Here is a 25,610-nt window from a genome sequence, read left to right as displayed (position 1 = left end):
TGCCGGGCTCAGGCGGGCAGGTCGTCCAGGTCGCCGGGCGTGGGCTCGCCGACGTCGTGCCGCACGACCGTCAGCCCCTCGCCCCCGTCGGCCACGTCGACCCGCACGGTGTCGCCGTCGGCGATCTCGCCCCCGAGCAGCGCCATCGCGAGCTTGTCGTCGATCTGACGCTGCATGAGGCGGCGCAACGGCCGGGCGCCGTAGATCGGGTCGTAGCCGCGGTCGGCGAGCCAGGCCCGCGCGTCGGGGGTGACGGCGAGCGCGAGGCGGCGATCGGTGAGCCGTCGTCCGAGGCGGTCGACGTAGAGCGACACGATCTGGCCGAGGTCGTCGGTGCTGAGGGTCGAGAACACGACGATGTCGTCGAGCCGGTTGACGAACTCGGGCTTGAACGCCTGGCGCACCAGGCCCTGCACCAGCTCTTCTTTCTCGGGGTCGCTGAGGCCGGGATCGGTGATGACCTGCGAGCCGAGGTTCGACGTCAGCACCAGGATCGTGTTGCGGAAGTCCACGGTTCGGCCCTGCCCGTCGGTCAGCCGGCCGTCGTCGAGCACCTGCAGCAGGACGTCGAAGACCTCGGGGTGGGCCTTCTCGACCTCGTCCATCAGCACGACGCTGTACGGGCGACGACGCACGGCCTCGGTCAGCTGACCACCGGCTTCGTAGCCCACGTACCCGGGAGGCGCGCCCACGAGGCGGGACACGCTGTGCTTCTCGCCGTACTCGCTCATGTCGATGCGGACGAGCGCCTTCTCGTCGTCGAAGAGGAAGTCGGCGAGGGCCTTGGCGAGCTCGGTCTTGCCCACCCCGGTGGGGCCGAGGAAGAGGAACGAACCGGTCGGGCGGTCGGGGTCGCTGATGCCCGCGCGGGTGCGCCGCACCGCTTCGCTGACGGCCTGGACGGCGGCCTTCTGACCGATGAGGCGCCTCCCGAGTTCGCTCTCGAGGTGCAGCAGCTTCTCGGTCTCGCCGCTGAGCAGACGACCGACCGGGATGCCGGTCCAGGCGGCGACGACCTCGGCGATGTCGGCGTCGGTGACCGAGTCGCTGACCAGCCGGTCGCCCGACTTCTCGAACGACTCGGCGTCGGCGAGGCGCTTCTCGATGTCGGGGATGCGCTCGTAGCTGATGCGGGCGGCGTCTTCGTAGCGCCCTTCGCGCAGGGCACGGTCGGCGTCGATGCGGGCGTCGTTGAGGTCGCTTCGCAGCGTGCCGACGCCTTGCAGCGCAGCCTTCTCGGCCTGCCAGCGGGCGTCGAGGTCGTCGTAGGCGGCCTGCTGCTGGGCGATGGTCTCGCGCAGGGTGGCGAGACGCGCCTGCGAGGCGTCGTCCGTCTCTTTCTTGAGGGCCAGCTCTTCGATTTGGAGGCGCACCAGGCCCCGGTAGAGCTGGTCCAGCTCGACGGGCGACGAGTCGATCTCCATCTTGAGGCGCGAGCCCGCCTCGTCGACGAGGTCGATCGCCTTGTCGGGCAGCTGACGGCTGGGGATGTAGCGGTTGGACAAGGAGGCGGCGGCCACCAGGGCGCCGTCGGTGATCGTGACCCCGTGGTGCGCCTCGTACCGCTCTTTGAGCCCGCGGAGGATCGCGACGGTGTCCTCGACGCTGGGCTCGCCGACGTAGACCTGCTGGAAGCGGCGCTCGAGGGCTGCGTCCTTCTCGATGTACTGGCGGTACTCGTCGAGGGTGGTGGCGCCGATGAGGCGCAGCTCGCCGCGGGCGAGCATCGGCTTGAGCATGTTCGAGGCGGCGACCGAACCCTCGCCCCCGCCGGCACCCATGAGGGTGTGCAGCTCGTCGATGAAGGTGATGACCTGGCCGTCGCTCTTGGTGATCTCTTTCAGCACGTCCTTCAGGCGCTCTTCGAACTCTCCGCGGTACTTGGCCCCGGCGACGAGGGCGGCGAGGTCGAGGCTGATCAGGCGTTTGTCCTTCAGGCTGTCGGCGACGTCCCCCTCGACGATGCGCTGGGCGAGGCCCTCGACGACGGCGGTCTTGCCGACGCCGGGCTCGCCGATCAGGACGGGGTTGTTCTTGGTGCGGCGGGTGAGCACCTGGCTGATGCGACGGATCTCGGCGTCGCGGCCGATGACGGGGTCGAGCTTGCCGCTGCGGGCGATGGCGGTGAGGTCGACGCCGTACTTCTCGAGCGCCGATTTCTGCTTCTCGTCGGAAGCCGGAGCGCCCTGCATGTTCGCCATGGATGTGCCTTTCTCGAAACTTGAGTGGAGCTGGCTCAAGTTTACGCCGACACGCCCGGATCGCAAGCCCTCGCACTTGTCATGTTGTGCATGCCTTGTTTTGTGTCTAACATTTCACTATCTGTTCGCCTGGCGGCGCATCGCGTTGCCCAGACATGAAAGAACACCTCTCACACATGAAAAAAACTCTCAAGCGCACCGGCGCGATCGGGCTCGCCGCAGCCACGATCGTCACCGGTCTCAGCTTCGGACCTGCGGCGGCAACGGCGACGAGCCCGGCGGATGCTTCCACCACGGCCCTGCCCGTGCCAGGGTCCTCCGCCAAGGTCGTCTCGCCAGTCGGCAACGGCAAGTACTACGGCGGCCTGCCCTCGTCGCCGACACACATCCAGCAATACGACACGAAAGCCGCCGCTGACGCGGCCTCGGCCGGGCTCCGCATCGACTCCACGGGCGAGGGTTGGTTCCGCGCGGTCGTCAGGGACGGATCAGCCACGGGCGAGTGCCTCAGCATCTTCCCCATGACCGGGGGCGACACGCTTCACACCAAATCCTGCAGCGGCACGAACACGGAATGGAGTCTGGACGCGCAGGGCCGGATGGTGAACCGCCAGAGTGGCCAGTACGTCACGAACACCGTCCGCTATGTCGACGCGTACAAGCGTTCCTACTTCGCCATGGGTGGCAGTGGCCCCGCTGCGGAGTTCGAAGGCGTCGAAGCCGGTCTGTCCGCGAAGGTCGACTCGGTCGACATCCCGAACCGCACCGCCCGCATCTCGGGCTGGGCCGTGCCCGCCGCGTACGTCGTGATCAACGGTGAGGACCAGGTCCAGGCCGGTACCGACGGCACGTGGTCCTACGAACTCATCGACCTCAAGCTCGGGTCGAACCCGGTGACCCTCGAGCAGTACGAGGACACCGTCAAGACCGGCGAGACCACCCTCGACGCCGAGCTGAAGGTCGCCCCCGTGACCGGTGTGGGGTCGTTCCCGGCCGACCTCGGCCAGAACGCCGTGCTCTCCGGCACTGCGCAGCCCGGCGCGACGATCGTGATCCGTGACGTGAATGGCGACGAGATCACCCGCACCGAGGCCCGCCTGGGCTCGGGCACGTGGTCGACCCCGATCAGCGCACCGAACGCCGGCGGCGACTACGACGTCCGCGTCCACCAAGAGATCGACGGCGAGGCCACCGGCGAGATCATCGTCTCCGTCGCCTACGGCGCCGCGGTCCAGATCACCGCTCCTGTCGAGGGCATGGCCCACGACGGCGGCCCCGTCACCATCCGCGGCACCGGCGAGGTCGGCGCCCAGGTCGTCGTCCGCGAAGAGGGCCGCAGCACCGTCCTCGGCACCGCCCAGGTCCTCGCCAACGGCCAGTTCACCATCCGCACCACCAACGTCGACGACCGCAAGCACGTCCTCGAGGCCATGCAGTCCGGCAAGGGCAACAACACCACCACCTCGACGGTGACCCTTAACCCCGAGAACGGCGAACAGCCCCCCGTGATCGTCGCCCCGACTGTCGAGACCCCTGAAGCAGGCTCCACGGTCACGACCAGCCGCCCGGTCTTCTCCGGTCACGGCCAGGACGGCGCCACCGTCACCATCGGCTACGGGCCTAACAGCATCATCGGGACCGGCACCGTCGTCGACGGCGAGTGGACCATCACCCCGAACCGTGGGCTCAGCCTCGGCACGAGCAACCTCGTCGTCACCCAGACGGCAGGCGACGACGTGCAGCAGATCACCCACACCATCAACCGCGTGGCCGAAGAACGGCCCCTGAGCGTCACGAGCCACGTGAACGACCAGTTCTACGAAGCGGGCGTGACCACCTTCCGCGGCACCGCGCCGATCGGCTCGACCGTGACCGCGAAGAACCAGTGGGGCACCCCCATGGGCGCCGCGATCGCGGCCGACGGCACCTGGGCCTTCAACCGCAACCTCGGCCCCACCACCGCCGGATACCTCATCACCTTCACCGCCACGCCCCAGGTGGGCACCCCCCAGGTCGTGACGCTGAAGCTGAACTACGAGAACGTCGTCGCGTTCCAGGTCACCAGCCCGACGAACAACAGCACCTACTCCGAGGGCACCACCACGTTCCGCGGCACCGCGGCACCCAACGCCGCGATCGCCGCCACGAACCAGTGGGGCACCCCCATGGGCACCGCGACCGCGAGCCTCCAGGGCGACTGGGCCTTCGACCGCTACCTCGGCCCCACCTCGGCCGGCTACGACATCACCTTCGTCGCCACCAAGAACGGCAACGTCCAGGAACAGACGATCCACCTCGACTACCGCGAGACGAACGTCCCCGTGGCCGTCACGAGCATCGCCGACGGTGACACCTACCGTCCCGGCTTGAACGTCCTCGAGGGCACCGGCACCCCCGGCGCCACCGTCCGGGCCGTCAACGCCACGAACAACTGGAACGTGCCCATGGGCCAGGCCGAGGTCGACTCCGAGGGCAACTGGGCCCTGCCCGAACGCAACTGGGGCCCGGCGAACGACTACGCCATCAAGGTCACGCAGACGAACCCCGACAAGACGACCACCGAGACCACGGTCAACGTCAAGGCACCCCGGTTCGCCCCGCTCGTCCTGACCAGCCCCGCGGTCGGCGACACCTACGAGAACGGAGTGGCCGCCACGTTCACCGGCACCGCCAGCCCGTTCGCCACCGTCACAATCAGCTCCGCCACGAGCTCGACGGTCTACCGCGAGGTGCAGGCCGACGGCCAGGGCAACTGGTCCTTCAGCCGCGCCTGGGGTCCCAGCCACAACTACACGCTGAACATCACCCAGAAGGCCCTCGACGGCCAGACCGGTGACCCGATCAGCGGCTTCGCCTGGCACCCCAGCGGCAACTAGCACCACACCGCGACACCCGCACCACAGCGACACCGCACCACCCCGCCGGGGAGGCACCGACACGGTGCCTCCCCGGCCCCCTCAGACCATCCGCCGGCCGCATCCCGAGCCGACGCCCCGCACCGTCCCCCCACCTCCCGAAGGGAACCACCATGCGCACCACCACCCTGCGGACAGCCGCCCTCGGCGTCGTGCTCGTCGCCGCCCTCGCCGGCTGCACCTCGAACGCCACCAGCACCGAGGCGGAGGCCGAGACGACGCCCCTCGCCGAGGTCACCCCCGAGCCCGCCGTCACCGAGACCTGCGTCGACGGCAACGCCGTCGTCGTCCTCGACGAGGACACCCCCGAGGTCACCTTCACCGAGCCCTGCGACAGCATCAACGTGGTGGGCAGCGACGGCACCGTCACCCTCGCCGACGTGAGCCACCTCGTGGTCGAGGGCCAGGGCGTCACCGTCACGGCCGGTGCCGTGGGTACGGTCGACTTCGCCGGCGACGGCAACGCCGTCAGCCACACCGGGGCCGCTCCGACCGTCAACGAGAACGGCACCACCGACAACACCGTCACCGCCCGCTGATGGTCGGCGTCCTCCGCCGGCGCGGGCCGGCCTCCGCCGCCCTGGTCGCGACCACGATGATCCTCTCGCTCGCAGCGTGCTCTTCCGCCGAGACCGACGCGACACCGAGCCCGACCGTCAGCAGCACCGCCTCCTTGGACGCCGCCCCTGTCGGCAGCTGCGACGACGGCTTCATGCTGGTCGACCTCGGGGCCACCGACGACGACGCACCGTCACTCGACACGAGCAGCTGCGACCTCGTCTCGATCGTCGGCTCGACCGGGACCGTCGTGCTCGACGAGGTCGGCACGCTCGTCGTCGAAGGCTCCGACGTGACCGTCTCGGTGCATGACGTCGGCACCGTGCAGCTCGCCGGTGACCGCAACACGGTCCACCACGCCGGCGAGGCCCCGGCCATCGACGACCTGGGCCAGGCCAACTCCGTCACCGCTGCGGCCGAACCCGCCGCGGAGTGACCGGGAGGCGGGTCCAGTCTCTGGCTGGACCCGCCCTTTCGTCCTCTGACGCCCCCGAACCGCACCACCCACCCTCCTTCCCCGCCCCGGAGCACCCCATGACGACGACCTCGACCCTGATCAGCCTCGTGACAGCTGTCGCCCTCGGCGCGGGCCTCGCCGGCTGCACGAGCGCCTCCTCGACGAGCGACCCGGGCCCCTCCCCGACCATGACGTCCACCACCACCGCACCGCCAGCGGGCGGCCCCTCCATCGCGGGCAGCGACTCGACGGCGACCGAGCCCGCCGACGACACCTGCGTCGACGGCTTCGCCTGGATGCAGTTCGGCGACGGCGAACCCCGCACCAAGAGCCTGCCCGACGGCTGCGACACCGTCATCGTCAACGGCAGCGACGCCGAGCTGACCCTCGGTCCGACCCGGGTCGTGGTCGTCATGGGCGACCGCAACACCGTCGACGTGCCCCGCGTCGACCAGGTCGATGCGATGGGCGACGACAACACCATCCGGCTCGACGACGACCTCCAGCCCCTGCTCAACACCGACGGCACGGGCAACGTCGTCACCACTCGCTGACGCGGCGGTCCGGACCACCCCTCCCCCGCGCGCGCATCCGAGCCCGAGTCCGAGTCGACCCCGAGCCCGAGCCCGAGCCCGAGCCCGAGCGATCGGGCGCGAATCTCTGCGGGTCGGCACCCCGGCGCTCCCTCCCACTTCGACGGTGCATCATGGGCCGATGCTCGACCACGCCCTCGCCCGCCGCCTGCGCGACGCCGGACTGCGCTGGCGGCCCCGCGCCGGAGACCGCTTCGTCATCGAGACCCCGGGTTTCGACGGCGACGTCTTCACGCTCAGCGACATGACCATCGAGGTCCACGAGTACCCCACGGGCACGGAGCTCGGCTTCAACGGCACCACCGAGTGGGCCCTGGACTCGGTCGCCGCCGACGACAGCCTGTGGCTGCCCCGCGAGGACCAGCTGCGCGAGCTCCTCGGCCCCGTGTTCCGCGGGCTGGCGCGACAGGTCGACACCGGCTCCCGCCCCGGCAGCGACAGCACCACGAACCCAGGCGGCGACCCCGACATCAGCGGCGACCGAGACGGCGGCGGGTTCGTCTACGAGGTGACCACGCGCCCGACGAGGGGCGACACGGACCTCCGGCACCGCGCCTCCGTCGCCGAGGACGCCTACGCGCACGCCCTGCTCGCCTACATCGACGCGTCGCTGCGCCTCGACGAGGTCGACGTCGATGTCGACGACGAGGTCGAGGCCGAGGCCCGCTGACGGGACCCGACCCGGGTCCCGCCCGGGGTCAGCCCCGGCGGACCGACCGCGTCACCGTGAAGCGCCGGTCGCGGGCGACCTGGGTGGTCGGTCCCACGACGCGTTCGAGCACCGGCCGGTGGCCGAGGGGCGAGTTCCACACGCACCAGAGCTCACCGCCCGGGCGGAGCAGACGGGCGGCCGCCTCGAACAGCTTGTGGGCGATCGCCGTGTGCACCGTCGCCCCGACGTGGAACGGCGGGTTCAGCAGCACGACGTCGGCGGAGGCCTCGGGCAACGACGACCCGGCGTCGTCGCGCGACACGACGACCCGATCGGCCACGCCGGTCGCCGTCATGGTGGCCCGCGCCGATTCGACCGCCGCCCACGACTGGTCGGTGGCGACCACCCGGGCGTCCGGTCGCGCGAGGGCGAAGGAGGCGGCGAGCACTCCGGTGCCGCATCCCAGGTCGACGACGTCCCGGGTCTCGGGAGCCGCGCGGTCGAGGACGGCGAGCAGCGATCGGGTGCCGACGTCGATCGAGGTGCCCGCGAACGCCGCACCGTGGGCGACGACGACCACGTCGCCGTGACGCGAGGTGCGCGGCCAGCCGAGCGCGCCTCCTGGGGTCGGGGTCGTCGCGGTCAGCACCCGGGACTTCTGGCGTGACAGGCCGGCGGTCACCTCGCCGAAGTGGCGCGCCAGGACGTCGTTCATCGCGAGGGTCATGTGCTTGACGCGTCCCCCGGCGAGGACGCGGACGTCGGGGTGGGCGTACCGGGCGATCGACCCCGCGATCTCGTCGAGCGCGTCGAGCCCTCGGGGCAGCTGCACCAGCACCGTCCGCGCGCCCTCGAGGAGGGCCTCGTCGAGACCGTGGTGCGTCCACGTCGCGGTGACGCCGAGGCGGCCGGCGTTGGCGTCGAGCGCGCGTTCGCCCGAGAGGGCGTCCTGGTGCACGCGGACGGGGGTGCCGGGCGACAGGGCCGCGACCCCGAGGGTCAGCGCGCCGTAGCGGTCGCCGATGACGGTCACGGCCTCGGGGTGGGCGGTGAGCGCCTCGTCGGCGGTGTCGAGCAGCAGCCGGTCAGTGGCGTCGTGCGCGACGAGTTCGGGGGCCTCGATGTCGGGCCACCGGCGCAGCTGCTCGAAGTCGATCACCCGCCAACGCTAGTCCGCGCGGCCGACCTGTCACGACCTGCCGCCCACCTCCCGGTGCGCACTGAAGGTCGCGACCTCTCGGGGCCGCGCGTCAGCGCAGCGGCCGCCACACGACCACCGAGGTCTGCCGCGACGGGCGGGTGCCGTGCCGCAGCGGCACGACCCCGCTCTCACCCGCGGCGAAGACACGGGCCCCGGGCCGGTTGACCATCTCGTCGGCCAGGGCCCGCTCGAGTTCGCGGACGCGCGATTGGAGCGCCGTCACCTGGTTCTCGAGCTCGAGGATGCGCTTGATGCCCTCGAGCGAGATGCCCTCGCCCCCGAGTCGGGCGATCTCGCGCAATTGGACGACGTCCCGCATCGAGTAGCGCCTCGACTTGCCCGCGGTGCGCTGCGGGACGACCAGGCCGAGCCGGTCGTACTGCCGCAGGGTCTGCGCGTGCAGGCCCGAGAGCTCGGCGGCGGTCGCGATCGCGAAGAGGGGCGAGTGCTCGTCCATCGGCCACTGGGTGGGGTCCGGTCGGTCCATCTCGTCTCCTGTCTCGTCGCTCGTGGCCTGCTGCCGAGGAGGCGCGGGTCGGGTCGGTCTCGTCAGGCCCGGGCGCGGGCGATCAGGTCGTCGCGCGGGTTCTCGGCCGGCAGCGCGGCGGCCAGGGCCTCGACGGCCTCGCGCGCCTTGTCGTTGAGGTGTGCCGGCACCGCGACCTGGACGGTGGCGAGCAGGTCGCCGACGCCGTCCTTGGCGTGCACGCCGCGACCCTTGACGCGCAGGACGCGACCCGAGGGCGTGCCCGGCGCGACGCGCAGGCGCACGGGGTCGCCGCCCAGGGTGGGCACCTCGATGGTGGCACCGAGCGTCGCCTCGGCGAAGGTGACCGGCACGTCGAGGCGCAGGTTCTTGCCGTCGAGCTCGAAGACGGGGTGCTTGCGGACGGCGACGGTCAACACCATGTCGCCGGCCTCGCCGCCGTCGGGGCTCTGCTCGCCGCGACCGCGCAGCTTGATCTTCTGGCCGTCGTGCACGCCGGCCGGGATGCGGACCTTCATCGGCTTGCCGTTCGAGGCCTGCAGCGTGATGGTCTCGCCGACGATGGCGGTCTGGAAGTCGAGGGTCGTCGTGGCCGTCATGTCGCGGCCCTTCTGCGGGCCGCCGAAGCCGCGGTAGCCGCCGCTGGTCTGGCCGAAGCCACCACCGCCGAACATGCCGCCGAAGATGTCGTCGAAGCCGCCGCCACCGCCGCCCTGGCGGAACTGCGTGCGCTGTCCGCCCTGGTTGAACATGCCGCCGAAGACGTCCTCGAAGCCGCCGCCCGCGCCTCCGGGGCCGCCGCTGCCGGCCGCGAAGCGGGCACCGCCGCCCATGGCGCGCACCTGGTCGTACTCGCGACGCTGCTCGGGATCGGAGAGCACCGAGTGGGCCTCGCTGATCTCTTTGAACTTCGCCTCGCTGGCCGCGTCGCCGGGGTTGGAGTCGGGGTGGTACTTGCGCGCGAGCTTGCGGTAGACCTTCTTGAGCTCGGCGGGCGTGACGTCTTTGGAGACACCGAGGACGGCGTAGAAGTCCTTGTCGAACCAGTCCTGACTCGCCATGCGGCACCTCCTTCCTTGACTGGAGGTCGCTGCCTGGCAGCGACCGGAAGAGAACGGGGGAGGCGGTGGGCACCTCGTCGAGGAGCCCACCGCCGATCGCGACTCGCGTCGCAGGGGGGTGGTGACGGGCAGCCCGGGGGCCGCCCGTCACCGGGGTGCTACTGGGGGGTGTGCACCGCGACCTTGGCGGCCCGGATGACCCGGTCGCCGATCGTGTAGCCCGGCTCGATCACGTCGGCCACGGTGTTGACCGTGACGTCGGCACTCGGCAGCTGGACGAGGGCGTCGTGCTTGCTGGGATCGAAGACGTCACCCTTCGCGCCGATCTGCGCCAGGCCGAACTTGTCGAGCCCCCCGCGGATCTTCTGCGCGATGACGGTCATCGGGCCCTCGGCCAGGTCGCCGTGCTGTTCGGCACGGGCCAGGTCGTCGAGCGCCGGCAGCAGCGAACGGACGACCTCGGCCACCACGGCCTCGCGGTTGGCCTCGCGGTCACGCTCGACGCGCCTCCGGAAGTTCACCAGCTCGGCCTGGGCCCGCAGCATGTCCTGTCGCATGTCGGCCACCAGGTCGGCACTGGCCGCGTCGAGGATGGCCTCGTCGTCGGCGCTCAGCGTCTCGGTGCCCTCGGGCGCCTCGGCCATCGACTCGGCGGCGGCCTTGGCCCCGGCCGGGGCCTCGGCGTCGGCCGGGGTCTCGACGTCGGGAGCCTCGGCGTCGACGAGCTCGTCGGGCTCGACCACGTCGGCCGTGCCGCCGTCTTCGGACGGGGTCGCGGGACGCGGCTCGTCGTCGGGCGTCTTGTTGTCGTCAGTCATGCCGACCGCCTCTACTTCTTGTCGTTGTCGTCGTCGTCCACGACCTCGGCGTCGACGATGTCCTCGTCGTCGCCCTGGGCCTGGCCGTCGGCGGGAGCACCCTCGGCACCGGCCGCACCGGCCGCACCGGCCTGGTCGGCCTGGCTCTGCGAGTAGATCGCCTGGCCGAGCTTCTGCTGGCTCTCGTTGAGCTTGTCGAAGGCGGGCTTGATCGCGGACTCGTCGTCGCCGGCGAGGGCGGACTTGAGCGAGTCGACGTCGGCCTGGACCTCGGACTTGACGTCCGCGGGCAGCTTCTCGTCGTTCTCCTTGATCAGCTTCTCGATCGAGTAGACGAGCTGCTCGGCCGAGTTGCGGGTCTCGTTGGCCTCGCGACGCGCCTTGTCTTCGGCGGCGTTCTCCTCGGCCTCGCGCACCATGCGCTCGATGTCGTCCTTCGACAGCGACGAGCCGCCCGAGATGACCATCGACTGCTCCTTGCCGGTGCCCTTGTCCTTCGCGGACACGTGCACGATGCCGTTGGCGTCGATGTCGAACGTGACCTCGATCTGCGGCACGCCACGGGGGGCCGGCGCGATGCCGGTCAGCTCGAAGGTGCCGAGGTTCTTGTTGTCACGCGTGAACTCGCGCTCGCCCTGGAACACCTGGATCGCGACGGACGGCTGGTTGTCGTCGGCCGTCGTGAAGGTCTCGCTACGCTTGGTCGGGATGGCGGTGTTGCGCTCGATGAGCTTCGTCATCGCGCCACCCTTGGTCTCGATGCCGAGGCTGAGCGGGGTGACGTCGATGAGCAGGACGTCCTTGCGCTCACCCTTCAGCACGCCGGCCTGGAGGGCGGCACCGACGGCCACGACCTCGTCGGGGTTGACGCCCTTGTTGGGCTCCTGACCACCGGTGAGCTGCTTGACGACCTCGGTGACCGCGGGCATGCGGGTCGAGCCACCGACGAGCACGACGTGGGCGATGTCGCCCACCTTCACGCCCGCCTCTTTGATGACGTCGTTGAACGGCTTCTTGGTGCGGTCGAGCAGGTCGCTCGTCCACTGCTCGAACTGCGAGCGCGAGATCGTCTCGTCGAGGTTGAGCGGGCCGTCGGCCGTCAGCGTGAGGTACGGCAGCTGGATGCTGGTCGAGGTGCTCGACGACAGCTCTTTCTTGGCCTGCTCGGCGGCCTCTTTGAGGCGCTGCTTGGCGATCTTGTCGGTCGAGAGGTCGACGCCGTGGGCGTCCTTGAACTTCTTGATGAGGTGCTCGACGATGCGGTTGTCCCAGTCGTCGCCACCGAGGCGGTTGTCACCCGAGGTGCTGCGCACCTGGATGGTCGAGAAGTCTTCGTCCTTGCCCACTTCGAGCAGCGAGACGTCGAACGTTCCGCCACCGAGGTCGAAGACCAGGATGAGCTCGTCTTCCTTGCCCTTGTCGAGGCCGTAGGCGAGGGCGGCCGCGGTCGGCTCGTTGATGATGCGCAGGACGTTCAGGCCCGCGATCTCGCCGGCCTCTTTCGTGGCCTGGCGCTCGGAGTCGTTGAAGTACGCCGGGACGGTGACGACCGCGTCGGTCACCTCTTCGCCCAGGTACTGCTCGGCGTCGCGCTTCAGCTTGCCGAGGATGCGAGCGCTGATCTCTTGCGGGGTGTACTTCTTGTCGTCGATCTCGACCTTCCAGTCGGTGCCGACGTGACGCTTGACCGACGCGATGGTGCGGTCGACGTTGGTGACGGCCTGGCGCTTCGCGGTCTCGCCGACCAGCACCTCGCCGTCCTTCGTGAAGGCGACGACCGAGGGGGTCGTGCGCAGACCCTCGGCGTTCGCGATGACGGTGGGCTCGCCACCCTCGAGGACGCTGACGACCGAGTTGGTGGTACCGAGGTCGATTCCTACTGCACGTGCCATGTGCTTTTCTCCTTCGTGGTGCGGTGTGACGAAAGCCTTGGGGGCCGGCCTTGAGTCGGCCTGGCTCAACTTTACTCACGCTGCGGCCGACGTCAAGCTGCGAACCTGAAAGTTGAGCCAGAAAGACTCAACTCTCGTGAGAGGGTCGCCGCGCCCACGCCGGACGAGGAGGCGCGACCCCCCTCGGCCACGGACGCCCACTAGGTTGACCCCCATGACCGCAGCGCAGACGCTCGCCGACGCCGACCCGATCCCCCGCCGCCGTGTGCTCTCGTGGGCCCTCTGGGACTGGGGCTCCGCCGCCTTCAACGCCGTGGTCACCTCGTTCGTCTTCAGCACCTACCTGGCGTCCGGCGCCTTCGTCGATCCGGCGATCGTGGCGGCGGCCGGCGACGACGCGCGCAACCCGGCCCTGGTGCTGGCCAAGGCCGAGAACGCGACGGTCATCTCGACCGCCCTGACGATCGCGGGGGTGCTGATCGCGCTGCTCGCGCCGGTGCTCGGCCAGCGCAGCGACGGCTCCGGGCGCCGCAAGCTCTGGCTGGCCATCAACACCGGTCTCGTGGTGCTGGCCATGGCCGCGATGGTGCTGGTCGCCCCGGCGCCCGGGTACCTCGTCTTCGGCGCGGCCCTGCTCGCCGTCGGCAACCTCTTCTTCGAGTTCGCGAGCGTCAACTACAACGCCATGCTCGTGCAGGTCTCGACACCGGGGACGATCGGCAAGGTGTCGGGGTTCGGCTGGGGTCTCGGATACGTCGGCGGCATCGTCCTGCTGCTGTTGCTGCTCGTCGCCTTCTTGCAGAGCTTCGGCGTCGAGGGACGCGGCGGCCTGTTCGGCGTCGCCACGGGAACGGAAGGAGGCGCGTGGGACGTCCGCCTGTCGATCGTCGTCGCCGCGGCGTGGTTCGCGGTCTTCGCGGTGCCGGTCCTGCTGTCGGTGCCCGAGCTGCCCGCCACCGCCGCACGGGCCCGGGTGGGCTTGTGGCGCTCGTACCGCCTCCTGGGGTCGACGATCGCCAAGCTCTGGCGCACCAACCGCCAGGTGCTGCTGTTCCTGCTGGCCAGCGCCGTCTTCCGTGACGGCCTCGCGGCCGTCTTCACCTTCGGCGCGATCATCGCCGCCCAGGTCTTCGGCTTCTCGCCGAGCATGGTGATCTACTTCGCCGTCGGGGCGAACCTCGTCGCGGGCATCGGCACGTTCGTCGGGGGTTGGCTCGACGACCGTCTCGGGGCCAAGGCGATCATCGTCGCGTCGTTGGTGGGGCTCGTGATCGCCGCCTTCGCGGTGCTCGCGATCGGGACCGCGACGAACCTCTTCTGGGTGTTCGGCCTCGCCCTGGCCCTCTTCGTCGGTCCGATCCAGTCGGCGAGCCGGTCGTTCCTCGCCCGGGTGACGCCGCCCGGCCGCGAGGGCGAGATCTTCGGGCTCTACGCGACGACCGGGCGAGCCGTGAGCTTCCTCGCCCCCGGGCTGTTCACCCTGTTCGTGAGCGCGACGGGCGACACTCGCTTCGGGATCGTCGGGATCGCGCTCGTCCTGCTCGCCGGGCTGGTGTTGATGCTGCCGGTGAAGGCGGTGCAGCGCTCGATCGACTGAGCCGTGCTCGGAGTCGCCTGACCCGGTCGTGGAATGTAAAGTATCTCCCGGCCGTCCCGATCGGTCTTCCCTTTCCCCCATCCGGAAGAAGACATGAGCACGATCAGATCAGGCCTCGCCGCCGTCGGCCTCGCGGCCCTCGCCGTGGGCACCCTCTCCCCCACGGCGGCCCTCGCGGCCCCCGCCGCCACCACCACCCCCGACGGGGCCTCGGCCGAGGCCTCACCCGCGGCGTCCACCACGACCCCGACCGCACCCCGCATCGCGTTCGTCGAACCGAGCGACGGCGACAAGCTGTCGGTCGCGGGCATGGCTCCGGGCGCCCGGCTCGTGGGCATCGAGATCGAGGGCGGAGGCAGCCACGGCGCCGCCGTCTGGAACGACCGCTTCGCCACGCTCGTCGACGTCGCCGACCGGGGCAAGAAGGCCACGCTGATCTCGTACACCCCGCAGGGTCGGGTCGAGGTCGACTTCGTCCTCGAGACCCAGTACGCCGAGGGCGAGGACGAGGCGCCCGGCACGCCCGTCATCCACGGGGTCAGCCAGTACGACGACGACCACCTCGTGATCGAGGGCACGGTGGCGCACCACCCCGATCTCTTCTCGAAGACCGAGGTGTGGGCCAACCGGTCGGGCATGTCGTGGGACTTCCCGTCCGAGAACGGGTCGTTCTCGCTCACCGTGCCCGCCTCGCGCGCCGGCGAGGTCATCGACGTGACGGCCTACTACCAGGGCCACGCCAGCGGGACGGCCCAGGTCGCGCTCGTCCCGACCGAACGCAACACCGCCTCGGACGTCCACCCGCTCGACGTCGGGTCGCCCACCGCGGGCGACGTGCTGGCGACCCCCGAAGCGACCTTCGCCGGAACCGGCATCCCGAACTCGCAGATCGTCGTGACACGCGACGAGAAGACGAACCGCGCCTCCTCCACGCTCTGCGAGACCCGCGTCACGTCGCTGGGCGACTGGAGCTGCACGTCGCCGACGCTGCCGGCCGGCAGCTACGACACCGTCGTGACCGAGACGCCCGTCTGGGCCGCGGCACCGAAGCAGACCGCCGGGACGGCGTTCTCCGTCGCCGACACCATGCCCGACCCCGGGTCCGAGACGCCGGGTCGCCCCTCGACCCCCCTCCTGTCGTCGGTGACCGAGGGCCCCGACGGCCGCCTGACCGTCCGAACGATCATCCACGGGGCCGGCCAGGCCCGCATCGACGTCGGCGACCACAGCGAGACCCGCCTCCGCGGGCAGCACGGCCGGTTCTCGTTCCTGCTCGACGGGTCGCTGGCCGGGCAGACCGCGACCATCACGGGGCTGTCCCACGACGGCGACGGCGACGGCGACTCCCTCGAGATCGACCTGACGCCGCTCGAGGCCCCGGCCGGCTCACCGCTCTCGGCCCCGTTGATGCACGGCATCTCCGAGGAGTCGAGCACCTTCTACGTCCAGGGCACCACCTCGTACTTCGCCGACGAGTACCTCGTGCCGACGGTGATCGCCCAGATCGACGGTGAGTTCGTCGTGGCGACCGAGTCCACCTGGAACGGCGCGTACATCCTGCGCATCCCGACCTCGTTCGCCGGGCAGGACGTCGACCTCTACACCGTCCGGAACGGCGAGCTGTCCGAGGCCACCACGATCACGGTCGAGGCGACCGAGAAGAACTCGGCTCCCGAGACGTTCCCCCTCGAGGTGACCTCAATCGCCGAGGGCGAGACCATCTCGACCGACATGACCTCGATCACCGGCGAGGGCATCCCCGGGTCCCGCATCGCGATCGCGACCGACCTGGCGCGTGCCGGCGAGGCCTGCGCCGCGTTCGTCGGGAGCGACGGGACCTGGACCTGCGAGCTGGAGGCGCCCCTGACGTCCGGCCCGCAGACCATGACGGTCACCGAGACGCCCTACTGGCGGACCCTCGCGCCGTTGACCTCGACGCGCTCGTTCACCGTGTCCGACGGCTCCGACGGCTCCGACGACTCCGACGACGAAGACCTGACCGACCTCACCGTGACCAGCCACACCGACGGTGGCCGCTACACCACCGGCATCGCGACCTTCGCCGGCCGCGGCACGCCCGACGCCCGCGTGACCGCCGCCAACCAGTGGGGCACGCCCATGGGTTCGACCCGCGTGGACGAGGACGGCGACTGGAGCTTCAGCCGCAACCTCGGCCCGACCAGCGCCGGCTACGACATCACCTTCACGATGACGCCCACCACCGGTGCGCCCACCCTGGTGACCCTGCACCTCGACTACGAGGCTCCCTCGCGGCCGCTGACCGTCACCAGCCACGTGGACGGCGACTCCTACCGCGAGGGCATCGCCCGCTTCACCGGCACGGGCACCGTCGGCGCCCAGCTCGTCTCCACCAACCAGTGGGGCACCCAGATGGGCAAGGCGACCATCGGCAGCGACGGCACCTGGGCGTTCTCGCGCAACCTCGGACCGACGAACCCCGGCTACGTCCTGACCTTCGTCGCGACCCACGGAACGGACGAGCAACGGGCGACCCTGACGTTGACGCACCAGAAGGACGACCTCGTCGACGTGCAGATCTCGTCCCCGGTCATCCGTGACGGCGGCATCAGCGAGGCCCACCGGACCGTGACGTTCCGGGGCACCGCCACGCCCTTCGCCACGGTCGTCGGCAAGAACCAGTGGGGCACGCCGTTCGGCAGCACCACCGCCTCGTCCACCGGCGCGTTCGCGTTCGACCGCTACGTCGGGCCCGCCGGCACGACCTACCAGCTGACCTTCGAGCAGAAGGCCACCGACGGCACGACGAAGACCACCACAGGGATCGACTTCGTCACCGGACGCTGACACCACCACCAGTACCGACACCAGCACCAGCACCAGCACCACCAGGGCCGGCTCCGCACCCGCGGGGCCGGCCCTCCCCCGTCCCCGACGCCGACGCGCCCGGCGGTCGCCGCTCCTCCTCGAGACCGACGACAACGTCGGCCGTCCTCCGTAGGCTGACCGGGTGAGCACCCTCGACGACGACTACGACCTCCGCACCTTCGCGGCCGCGCTCGACCCCGAGGCGAGTGACGACTCCCCGCGGGCCGACGTGGCGACCGCCGCCTGGGTCGACGCCGAGTCGATGGGCTTCCACGAACCGGCCGGCGACGACGACTCCCTCGGCCGTGCCGCGCGTCGCCTCGTCGCCGACGGGCGACGTCTCACGGGCGTCTACCGCCGCGAGGCCACCCCCGGCTCGCTCGACGCCGAGGGTCGCCCCGTCGCCACCTTCGCGTCGTTCGACAAGACCCTGCACGTCGGCGGCGGCCGTCTGATCGACGCCGACCTGGTCGCCGGCGTCACCGTGCAACCGACCCACCGCCGCAAGGGCATCCTGCGTCGGATGATGACCGACGACCTCGCCCGCGCCAAGGCGGCCGGCACCCCGGTCGCCGCACTCACGGCCAGCGAGGCGTCGATCTACCGGCGCTTCGGCTTCGGCGTGGGCGTCCGCGAGCGCACCATCGAGGTCGACGTCCGTCGCGCGGGCGGCCTGCTCAGCGAGCCCGAGGGCAGCACCGAGCTCGTCACCACGGCCTCGCTCGCCGAGGTCGCCCCCGACGTCTTCGCCCGCTTCCACGTCCGCAGTCCCGGTTCCGTCGACCGGCACGAAGGCGCCTGGAACCACGCCCTCGGCCGCGAGCGCGCCGACGGCACGCCCGACCCCGCGGTCCGGGCCGCGGTGCACCGCGACGCGACCGGCACCGTCGACGGCTACGTCACGTACCGGGTCGAGTCAGCCGGGGGCGGCCCCGGTTCCACCGGCGTGCAGACCCTCGTCGTCGTCGACCTCGTGGCCGCGACCGACGACGCCTACCTCGGCCTGTGGCAGCTGCTGCTCGCGGTCGACCTGGTCCGGGTCGTCCGGTACTCGAACGCCCCGCAGCACGACCCCTTGGCGCACGCGATCGTCGACGGTCGCGCCCTGACCATCAGCCACGACGAGGACCACGTGTGGTTCCGCGTCCTCGACCCGGTCGCGGCCCTGCAGGCTCGCCCGTGGGCGGCCGACGGCGTCGTCACGATCGCCATCGGTGACGCGCTGGGCCACGCGGCCGGCACGTACCGGGTCACGAGCGAGGCAGGCGAGGCGACGGTGAAGAAGGCGGCCGTCCGCCGGGCCGACCTCGAACTCGACGTCGCGACGCTGGGTTCGCTCTGGCTCGGCGGCTCCGACCCGGTCACGCTGGCCGCGGCCGGCCTGGTCCGCGAGCGACGCAAGGGCGCCGTCCAGAAGTTCCGCGCGATGCTGCTGCCCGAGCGACCCCTGCACGGCATCACCTACTTCTAGGCACGGCATCGGCCCCGGGGCCGAGACGCAGGAGGCGCGGGTCGGGTGACCCGCGCCTCCTGCGTCCTCGTGCGCCCCGCGCCGTACCGGTCCGGCAGGGCCGGAGGGCGCTACGCCCGCGCCAGCCCGTTCGCGCGCGCGACCTCGCCGTACCAGCGGGCGCTCGGCTTCGGCGTCCGCTCGAAGGTGTCGCGGTCCCACCCGATCAGGCCGAAGGTCGGGCGGAACCCGCTGGCCCACTCGTAGTTGTCGAGGGCGCTCCAGTGCTGGTAGCCGAGCACCTCGATGCCCTCGTCGATGGTGTCGTGGACGTGCTCGAGCGCGCCCTGCGTGTAGGCGATGCGCCGGGTGTCGTCGGCGGTCGCGATGCCGTTCTCGGTGACCATGACCGGCACGTGGCCGGACAGCTCCCACGCGCTGCGGATGCCCTCGGCGGCGGCCGGCGGGTAGAACTCCCACCCGGTCAGCGTCGTCTCGAGCCCCTCGGCGACCGGCCGCGGCCCCTCGGGCCCGACGAAGGTCTGCGTGTAGGCCTGCACGCCGACGAAGTCGTCACCCGCCGCCATCTCGCTGTACCAGTCGTCACGCACGTAGCCGTACTCGCGCGTCGCCTCGGCGGCACCCGGCTCGTCGACGGCCTTGAACGCCTGGGTGGCGACGGTCCAGCCCGACTTGATCCGAGGCAGCTGTGACAGCACCTCGCGGCTGCGCTTGTGCGAGGCGAGCAGGGCGTCGGCGACCTCGAGGTCGGGGTTCGGCAGCCCGTACGCGACGAGGTTCGAGGCGTCCTCTCCCCCGGCGAGCATCGCGGCGATGTTCGGTTCGTTGATGGTGCAGACGTACTCGACGCCCTCGGCGACGACGGGCAGGGCGAGCTCGGTGTACCGGGCGAACAGGTCGGCGGCGTCGGGTGCGCGCCAGAAGCCGTCGCGCTCGAACCAGCGCGGCACGGTGAAGTGCATCAGCGTGACGATCGGCTCGATGCCGAACTCGTGGCAGGTCTCGACCATGCGGCGGTAGTGAGCGATCTGCGCCTTGCTGACGACGCCGCGCTCGGGCTCGATGCGGGCCCACTCGATGCTGAACCGGTAGCTGTTGAGCCCCAGCTCGGCGAGCAGGCGGATGTCGTCGCGGAACCGGTTGTAGCTGTCGGCCGCGTCACCGCTCGGTTCGACGATGGTCGTGCCCGGCGCGTGCTCGTGCACCCACCAGTTGCTGTTCACGTTGTTGCCCTCGATCTGGTGCGCCGCGGTCGCGGCACCCCACAGGAAGCCGTCGGGGAAGGTGAGCACAGGGGTCCTTTCGGAGGAGGTCGAGGAGTTCAGGAGGCGCGGTGCGTGCGGCGCGGGTTCGGCACCGCGTCGAGCAGCTTCACCGTGTACGGGTCGGTCGGTCGCTGCAGCACCTCGGCCGTGTGCCCCCGCTCGACCACGGCTCCCTGGTTGAGCACCATGATGTCGTCGGTGATCAGGCGGGCACTGAGCAGGTCGTGGGTGATGTAGAGCATCGAGACGCCCCACTGCTCGCGGAGGTCCTCGAGCAGGGCGAGCACCCCGGCCCGCAGCGAGACGTCGAGCATCGAGACGGGCTCGTCGGCGATGATCACCTGCGGGTCGCTCGCGAGGGCCCGGGCGATCACGACGCGTTGCCGCTGGCCACCCGACAGCTGGTGCGGCAGCTTGGCCGCGAACTGCTCGACCGGCGTCAGACCGACCGTCTCGAGCAGCTCGAGCACCCGGCGCCGCGCCTCCTGACCGGTCAGGCCGGTGTAGTTCACGACGGGACGCGTGAGCGTGTACTCGACCGTGTGCAGCGGGTTCAGCGCCGCGTACGGGTCCTGGAAGACCATCTGCACGTCGCTGCGGAAGCTGCGCAGGGCGCGGCCGCGGAGCGCCGTGACGTCGGTGTCGCCGAACGTGACGCTGCCGCTCGTCGGCTTCTCGACGCCCGTGACGAGCTTGGCGATCGTGCTCTTGCCCGAGCCGCTCTGCCCGACGAGGGCGAGCGACTGGCCCGGTTCGAGCGTGAACGACACGTCGCGGACGGCCCGCACGGGGTCGTCGCCCCGACGGGGAGGCGCGTAGGTCTTGGTCACGCCGCTCACGGTGATCGCGTGCTGCGCCGTGCGCTGGCCGCGCGTGGCGACGGTCGGCACCGAGGTCGTCGTGTCGACGCGGCGGTCGCCCCGGGCCCGGCGGACCGAGCGGTCCTCGAACCCGGGCAGCGACACGACCTCGGCACGAGGGTCGGCGTAGTGCGACAGCAGCATCTTCGTGTAGTCGTCCTGCGGGTCGGCGAGCACGTCGGCCGAGCGACCGTCCTCGACGATGCGACCCTCGTGCATCACGAGCACGCGCTGGGCCGACTCGAGCACGATCCCGAGGTCGTGGCTGATCAGGACGGCGGTGAAGCCCTCGCTCTGCTGCAGCGAGATGATCGTGTCCATCACGGCGTGCTGCACGAGCACGTCGAGCGCCGTGGTCGGCTCGTCGAAGACCATCAGCTGCGGCTCGAGCGACAGGGCGAGGGCGATCGAGACGCGCTGGCGCATGCCGCCCGACAGCTCGCCGGGGAACCGGGCGAGCACGCCCGCGTCGAGCTCGACCTTCGCGACCAGCTCGGCGGCGCGGCTGTGCCACCGGTCGCGCGGCACGTGGCCGTGGGCCTTGAACACGTCGACGAAGTGGTTGCGGATCGTGCGCACCGGGTTCAACGCGTTCATGCCCGACTGCAGCACCATCGCGAAGCCGCCCTGACGCTGCTGACGCAGGGCCTCGGTGTCGAGGTCGCGGACGTCGGCACCGTCGAACCAGATGCTGCCGCCGTTGGTGCGCGCCGGCGGCTTCTGCAGCCGGGTCAGCGCGTAGCCGAGCGTCGACTTGCCCGAGCCGGACTCGCCGACCAGGCCGACGAACTCGCCCCGCTTGAGCCGGAACGACACGTGGTCGACGGCCTGCACGGGCTCGGCGCCGGCGCTCTCGTAGACGACGCTGAGGTCGCGGACGTCGAGCAGCACGTCGTCGGACGACGAGGAGGCGCGGTCGGCGGTGGTGAGGTCCGTGGCGGTCACTTGCGCGCCTCCTTCTTCTGCTTCGCGCCTTCGCGAAGTCGAGGGTTGCCGACGGCGTCGACGCCGAAGTTGATCAGGGTCAGGCTCATCGCCAGCAGGGCGATGCAGAGGCCGGGCGCGAAGAGCAGGATCCACTGGCCGGTGAGCAGGGCGTTCGAGTTCTGGGCCCAGTAGAGGATCGTGCCCCAGCTGACGATCGACGAGTCGCCGAGCCCCAGGAACTCGAGGCCGGCTTCGGCGAGGATCGCACTGGTCGCGGCGCCGAAGAAGGAGCCGGTGATCAGCGAGGTCATGTTGGGCAGGATCTCGCGGAACACGATGCGTCCCGCGCTCTCGCCCGAGAACCGTGCCGCCGTGACGAAGTCGCGCGAGCGCAGGGACTGCGTCTGGCTGCGCAGCACGCGGGCTCCCCACGCCCAGCCCGTGATGACGATCACCGCGAGGATCACGGTGATGCCGCCGTTCTGCAGGTAGGCCGCGATGACGATCATCAGGGGCAGACCGGGGATCACGAGGAACAGGTTCACGACGAAGCCGACGACGTCGCCGCCGAAGCCCTTCATGTAACCCCAGCTGAGCCCGATCGCCACGGCGACCAACGTCGACAGCACGCCCGCCACGACACCGACGAAGACGCTGATGCGGGCACCGTAGATCAGCTGGCTGAGGACGTCCTCGCCGGCCGCCGTCGTGCCCATCCAGTGGGCCCAGCTGGCGTCGGCGTTGCGCTCGAAGCCGTTCTCGCTGGCGCCGTAGGGGGCGAGCAGCGGGGCGAAGATCGCGACGAGCACGAAGACGCCGAAGATGACGACGCCGATCTTCGCCTTGGGGTTCGACCAGATGGTCGCGGCCATGCGGCCGATGGTGAGCCAGCGACTGGGCGCCTTCTGCTCGGCGGGCCCGGTGGGGGGCGCGCCTTCGGGCAGGTGGACGGACACGGTGGAGGTCATCGGCGGGTCCTTGGGTCGAGCACGCCGTACAAGATGTCGACGAGGAAGTTGGCGACGAGCACGCTGACCGTGATCATCAGGAAGAGGGCCTGCATCAGCGGGTAGTCCTGGCCGATGACGGCGTTGAACAGCAGGTAGCCGATGCCGGGGTAGCCGAACACCTGCTCGACGAGGATCGAGCCGCCGACCACGCCGCCCAGGGCGAGGCCGAAGCCGGTCAGGTTGGGCAGGATCGCGTTGCGGGCGGCGTAGCGCACGGCGACCGTGCGGCCCTTGAGCCCGTTGGCCTCGGCGAAGGTGACGTAGTCGTCGCCCAGCGTCGAGATCATCGCGTTGCGCATGCCGAGTATCCAGCCGCCGAGGCTCGTCAGCAGGATCGTGATCGCCGGGAGCACGGCGTGCTGCAGGGCGTCGCCGACGAAGGCCGGCGTGAACCCGGGCGTCGTCGTCGCGCCGTAGGCCCCCGTGGTGGGGAACCAGTGCAGCACGTAGCCCAGGAAGAACAGCAGCAGCAGAGCGGTCCAGAAGTACGGGAACGTGCTCATGAAGCTGCCCGACAGGGTGGGCAGCGAGTCGAGCCAGGTGCCGCGCTTCCAGGCCGCGGCGACCCCGATCAGGGTGCCGAGCACGAAGGCGATGATCGTGCAGACCCCGACGAGGATCAGCGTGAACGGCAGGGCCTGGCCGACCAGGTGGCCGACCGTCTCGGGGAAGAACGTGTAGCTCGTGCCGAAGTCCAGGCGCACGACCTGACCGAGGTAGCTGACGTACTGCTGGAGCACGTTGCCGCTCGGCACGCCGAGCTGGGCCTCGATGGCGGCGCGCGTCGCCGCGCTGACCGGGCCGTTCTGCGACAGCTTGGCGATCGCGGCGTCGGTCGGGCTGCCGGGCATCAACCGCGGCAGGATGAAGTTCAGCGTGACCGCCGCCCACAGGGTGAGCACGAACAGGCCGAGTTTCTGGGCTGCGTACTTCACTGGTCGCCCTCTTCCTGGTCGACGCGCTTGAGCTTCGTGAAGATCAGCAGCGGTGCCTGGTCGTAGTTCTGCGGTGCCATGTACGGGTTCTCGGCGGTGGGCCAGCCGGTGAACTTCGAGTCGTTGAACAGACCCCAGAGCCCGCCGTAGTAGAGGCCGATCACGGGCAGCTGGTCGTAGACGACGTTCTGCAACCGGTAGGCGTACTGCTTCTGCTGCTCGGGGTCGGTCGTGGCCTTCCAGTCGTCGAGCAGCTGGTCGACCGCCGGGTCGCTGAACCGCTCGAAGTTGGCCGCCGTGGTCTCGCCGACCGGGGTGGCGAACTGGCTGTTGAGCAGGTTGTTGTAGGCCTGGTAGACGTTGCCGTTGCCCATGCCGCCCATCGCCATGTCGAATTCGCCGTTCGCGATGGCCGACTGGTAGCCGGCCGGCTGGGGAGCCTGGATCTGCACGTCGATGCCGATCGCGCCCAACTGGCTCCGCACCTCCTGCACGGCCCGCAGCCAGTCGGTGTAGCCGTTGGCCGTCAGGATCGTGATCTTGAGCTGCTGGCCGTCGGGGCCGACCAGCTCGTCACCCTGCTGCGTGTAGCCCGACTGGGCGAACGCCGCGAGGGCGCCGTCGACGTCCTGCTCGAGGATGCCGGCGTTCGGGATCGACGGGTCGAGGTCGTCCTGCTGGTTGGGCAGGATGAGCCCGGTCTGACCGGCCGGCTCGAGGTAGCCCTCGGTGGCCGACTCGGCGATGGGGCCGCGGTCGAGCGCCAGGGCGATGCCACGACGCACGTTCACGTCGTCGAAGGGCGCCTTGGTGAGGTTCGGCACGAGCCCGATCACGCCGCCCGGCGGGAACCAGAACTGGTTGTCGGGGCTGGCGGCACCCCAGGTGCCCTCGACGTCGCTGATGAACGAGTACGACCAGTCATAACCGCGCGTGACGGTGTCGAGCTGGTTGTTCGTCGCGGGCAGGATCAGGTGACCGATCTCGATCTTGTCCGCCTGCCAGTAGGTCTCGTTCTTGTCCATCGAGTACTGCTGCGGCGAGTAGTTGCCGAGCGTGAACGGTCCGGTGCCCACCGGGTCGGGGTTGCGGAAGGTCGTGGGGTCGTCGACGTCCTTCCACAGGTGCTCGGGGACGATCGTCGTCTGACCGATGATCTCCATGGCCGGCACGTCGTCGGTCTGCAGGTGGAAGACCACGTGGTCGCCCTGCTGCTCGATCGTGTCGATGTGCTGCCACGCACCCTTGAGGTCGAGCGTGGGGTTCGCCTTGATGAGGTCGAACGTGTAGACCACGTCGGCCGGGGTCATGGGCGTGCCGTCGGACCACTCGACGCCGTCGCGGATCGTCATGTCGATCGTGCGCGCGTCGGGCAGGACGGTCTCGCTCGCGAGCCAGGGCGTGATCTCGCCGTCGAGCGGATTGATCTCGAGCAGGGGCTCGTAGATCCAGGTCGAGGCCGTGCGCTTGTTCGTGAGGAACGGGTTGAAGTTGCGCTCGAACTGCGGGTTGCCCTTGTCGGCGTTGATCAGCATCGTGTCGGCCCCGATGCTGGGGTCGGGCTGGCTGCGGATCTGGATGCTGCAGCCGGTGGCCACGAGCACGGCGGCCGTGGCCGCTGCCAGGGCCGCGAGCGTGCGGAAGCGTCGGCGTGGGTGTCGCCGAGGGGGTGTCGCGTGCGTCATCGCCACGTTCTCTCATTCGTCGTCGAGGTGAGCTGGGCCCACTGTAAGCGCATACATCGCAGGGGCGCAAGTGGTCGGCCCCGTCGAGGGGCCCCGAGGAGGCGCGAGGTCGTTCGACGCCGAGCCAACCGTCAGGGGACGCCAGGGCCCGCACGCCAGAATCGGCGTCGGGTGCCGG

General features: G+C 70.5%; 19 protein-coding genes. 8 read left to right on the top strand and 11 right to left on the bottom strand.

The window, feature by feature from the left end; all coding sequences use genetic code 11:
- Nucleotides 1–8 precede the first annotated feature (8 nt).
- Nucleotides 9–2,201, bottom strand: coding sequence for an ATP-dependent Clp protease ATP-binding subunit (locus tag QRN23_RS13950; RefSeq protein ID WP_285063866.1), 2,193 nt, complete (start codon nt 2,199–2,201; stop codon nt 9–11).
- Between the two features lie 176 nt (nt 2,202–2,377).
- Between QRN23_RS13950 and QRN23_RS13945 the strand changes: the two genes are divergently transcribed.
- From QRN23_RS13945 to QRN23_RS13925, 5 genes are all read left to right on the top strand, one after another.
- Nucleotides 2,378–5,077, top strand: a complete 2,700-nt coding sequence (locus QRN23_RS13945; RefSeq protein WP_285063865.1) for an Ig-like domain-containing protein — start codon at nt 2,378–2,380, stop codon at nt 5,075–5,077.
- A gap of 152 nt (nt 5,078–5,229) precedes the next feature.
- Nucleotides 5,230–5,655 carry a hypothetical protein gene (locus QRN23_RS13940; RefSeq protein ID WP_285063863.1) on the top strand — a complete coding sequence of 142 codons (426 nt, stop codon included), beginning with the start codon at nt 5,230–5,232 and terminating at the stop codon, nt 5,653–5,655.
- Entirely contained in the window at nt 5,655–6,110 is a 456-nt protein-coding gene (locus tag QRN23_RS13935; RefSeq protein ID WP_285063862.1) for a DUF3060 domain-containing protein, read from the top strand. Before QRN23_RS13940 ends, QRN23_RS13935 begins: the two co-directional genes overlap by 1 nt.
- Nucleotides 6,111–6,208: 98 nt before the next feature.
- On the top strand, nt 6,209–6,685 hold the full coding sequence (locus tag QRN23_RS13930; RefSeq protein ID WP_285063861.1) for a DUF3060 domain-containing protein: 477 nt from the start codon (nt 6,209–6,211) through the stop codon (nt 6,683–6,685).
- 160 nt (nt 6,686–6,845) lie between these two features.
- On the top strand, nt 6,846–7,394 hold the full coding sequence (locus QRN23_RS13925; RefSeq protein ID WP_285063859.1) for a pilus assembly protein CpaE: 549 nt from the start codon (nt 6,846–6,848) through the stop codon (nt 7,392–7,394).
- A 28-nt stretch (nt 7,395–7,422) separates the two neighbouring features.
- On the opposite strand, the gene QRN23_RS13920 is transcribed toward QRN23_RS13925, so the two are convergent.
- The 5 genes from QRN23_RS13920 to dnaK form a co-directional block, all read right to left on the bottom strand.
- Entirely contained in the window at nt 7,423–8,535 is a 1,113-nt protein-coding gene (locus tag QRN23_RS13920; RefSeq protein WP_285063858.1) for a class I SAM-dependent methyltransferase, read from the bottom strand.
- A 91-nt stretch (nt 8,536–8,626) separates the two neighbouring features.
- The gene (locus tag QRN23_RS13915) at nt 8,627–9,034 is read right to left on the bottom strand and encodes a heat shock protein transcriptional repressor HspR (protein ID WP_043597756.1); all 408 of its coding nucleotides are present in this window, start codon (nt 9,032–9,034) and stop codon (nt 8,627–8,629) included.
- A 92-nt stretch (nt 9,035–9,126) separates the two neighbouring features.
- Entirely contained in the window at nt 9,127–10,125 is a 999-nt protein-coding gene (locus tag QRN23_RS13910; protein WP_056049686.1) for a DnaJ C-terminal domain-containing protein, read from the bottom strand.
- A gap of 158 nt (nt 10,126–10,283) precedes the next feature.
- The gene (locus tag QRN23_RS13905) at nt 10,284–10,943 is read right to left on the bottom strand and encodes a nucleotide exchange factor GrpE (RefSeq protein WP_233568413.1); all 660 of its coding nucleotides are present in this window, start codon (nt 10,941–10,943) and stop codon (nt 10,284–10,286) included.
- 11 nt (nt 10,944–10,954) lie between these two features.
- Nucleotides 10,955–12,835, bottom strand: a complete 1,881-nt coding sequence (gene dnaK, locus QRN23_RS13900; protein WP_056049689.1) for a molecular chaperone DnaK — start codon at nt 12,833–12,835, stop codon at nt 10,955–10,957.
- A 214-nt stretch (nt 12,836–13,049) separates the two neighbouring features.
- Between dnaK and QRN23_RS13895 the strand changes: the two genes are divergently transcribed.
- From QRN23_RS13895 to QRN23_RS13885, 3 genes are all read left to right on the top strand, one after another.
- Nucleotides 13,050–14,432 (top strand): MFS transporter, encoded by a 1,383-nt coding sequence (locus tag QRN23_RS13895; RefSeq protein ID WP_285063857.1) that lies wholly within the window; start codon nt 13,050–13,052, stop codon nt 14,430–14,432.
- 93 nt (nt 14,433–14,525) lie between these two features.
- A complete protein-coding gene (locus QRN23_RS13890; protein ID WP_285063856.1) occupies nt 14,526–17,258 on the top strand; it encodes a hypothetical protein in 2,733 nt (910 codons plus the stop codon).
- A 163-nt stretch (nt 17,259–17,421) separates the two neighbouring features.
- The gene (locus QRN23_RS13885) at nt 17,422–18,750 is read left to right on the top strand and encodes a GNAT family N-acetyltransferase (protein WP_056049696.1); all 1,329 of its coding nucleotides are present in this window, start codon (nt 17,422–17,424) and stop codon (nt 18,748–18,750) included.
- A gap of 110 nt (nt 18,751–18,860) precedes the next feature.
- On the opposite strand, the gene QRN23_RS13880 is transcribed toward QRN23_RS13885, so the two are convergent.
- Genes QRN23_RS13880 through QRN23_RS13860 form a run of 5 tightly spaced genes read right to left on the bottom strand, consistent with a single transcriptional unit; the run spans nt 18,861 to nt 25,432 of the window.
- Complete coding sequence (locus QRN23_RS13880; protein ID WP_056049700.1) at nt 18,861–20,042, bottom strand: glycoside hydrolase family 1 protein; 1,182 nt, start codon at nt 20,040–20,042, stop codon at nt 18,861–18,863.
- A 29-nt stretch (nt 20,043–20,071) separates the two neighbouring features.
- Nucleotides 20,072–21,820: an ABC transporter ATP-binding protein gene (locus QRN23_RS13875; RefSeq protein ID WP_200412428.1), complete on the bottom strand. Its 1,749-nt coding sequence runs from the start codon at nt 21,818–21,820 to the stop codon at nt 20,072–20,074.
- The gene (locus QRN23_RS13870) at nt 21,817–22,770 is read right to left on the bottom strand and encodes an ABC transporter permease (RefSeq protein ID WP_123570899.1); all 954 of its coding nucleotides are present in this window, start codon (nt 22,768–22,770) and stop codon (nt 21,817–21,819) included. The genes QRN23_RS13875 and QRN23_RS13870 overlap by 4 nt, the downstream gene beginning before the upstream one ends.
- On the bottom strand, nt 22,767–23,747 hold the full coding sequence (locus QRN23_RS13865) for an ABC transporter permease (protein WP_056049705.1): 981 nt from the start codon (nt 23,745–23,747) through the stop codon (nt 22,767–22,769). The genes QRN23_RS13870 and QRN23_RS13865 overlap by 4 nt, the downstream gene beginning before the upstream one ends.
- A complete protein-coding gene (locus QRN23_RS13860) occupies nt 23,744–25,432 on the bottom strand; it encodes an ABC transporter substrate-binding protein (RefSeq protein ID WP_285063855.1) in 1,689 nt (562 codons plus the stop codon). The genes QRN23_RS13865 and QRN23_RS13860 overlap by 4 nt, the downstream gene beginning before the upstream one ends.
- Nucleotides 25,433–25,610: the final 178 nt, after the last annotated feature.

The organism is Frigoribacterium sp. ME-P-080 (assembly GCF_030209595.1).
Taxonomy (GTDB): domain Bacteria; phylum Actinomycetota; class Actinomycetes; order Actinomycetales; family Microbacteriaceae; genus Frigoribacterium.
Note: the sequence above shows the minus strand (reverse complement) of the source record. Positions and strands in the feature narration are given on the sequence as shown.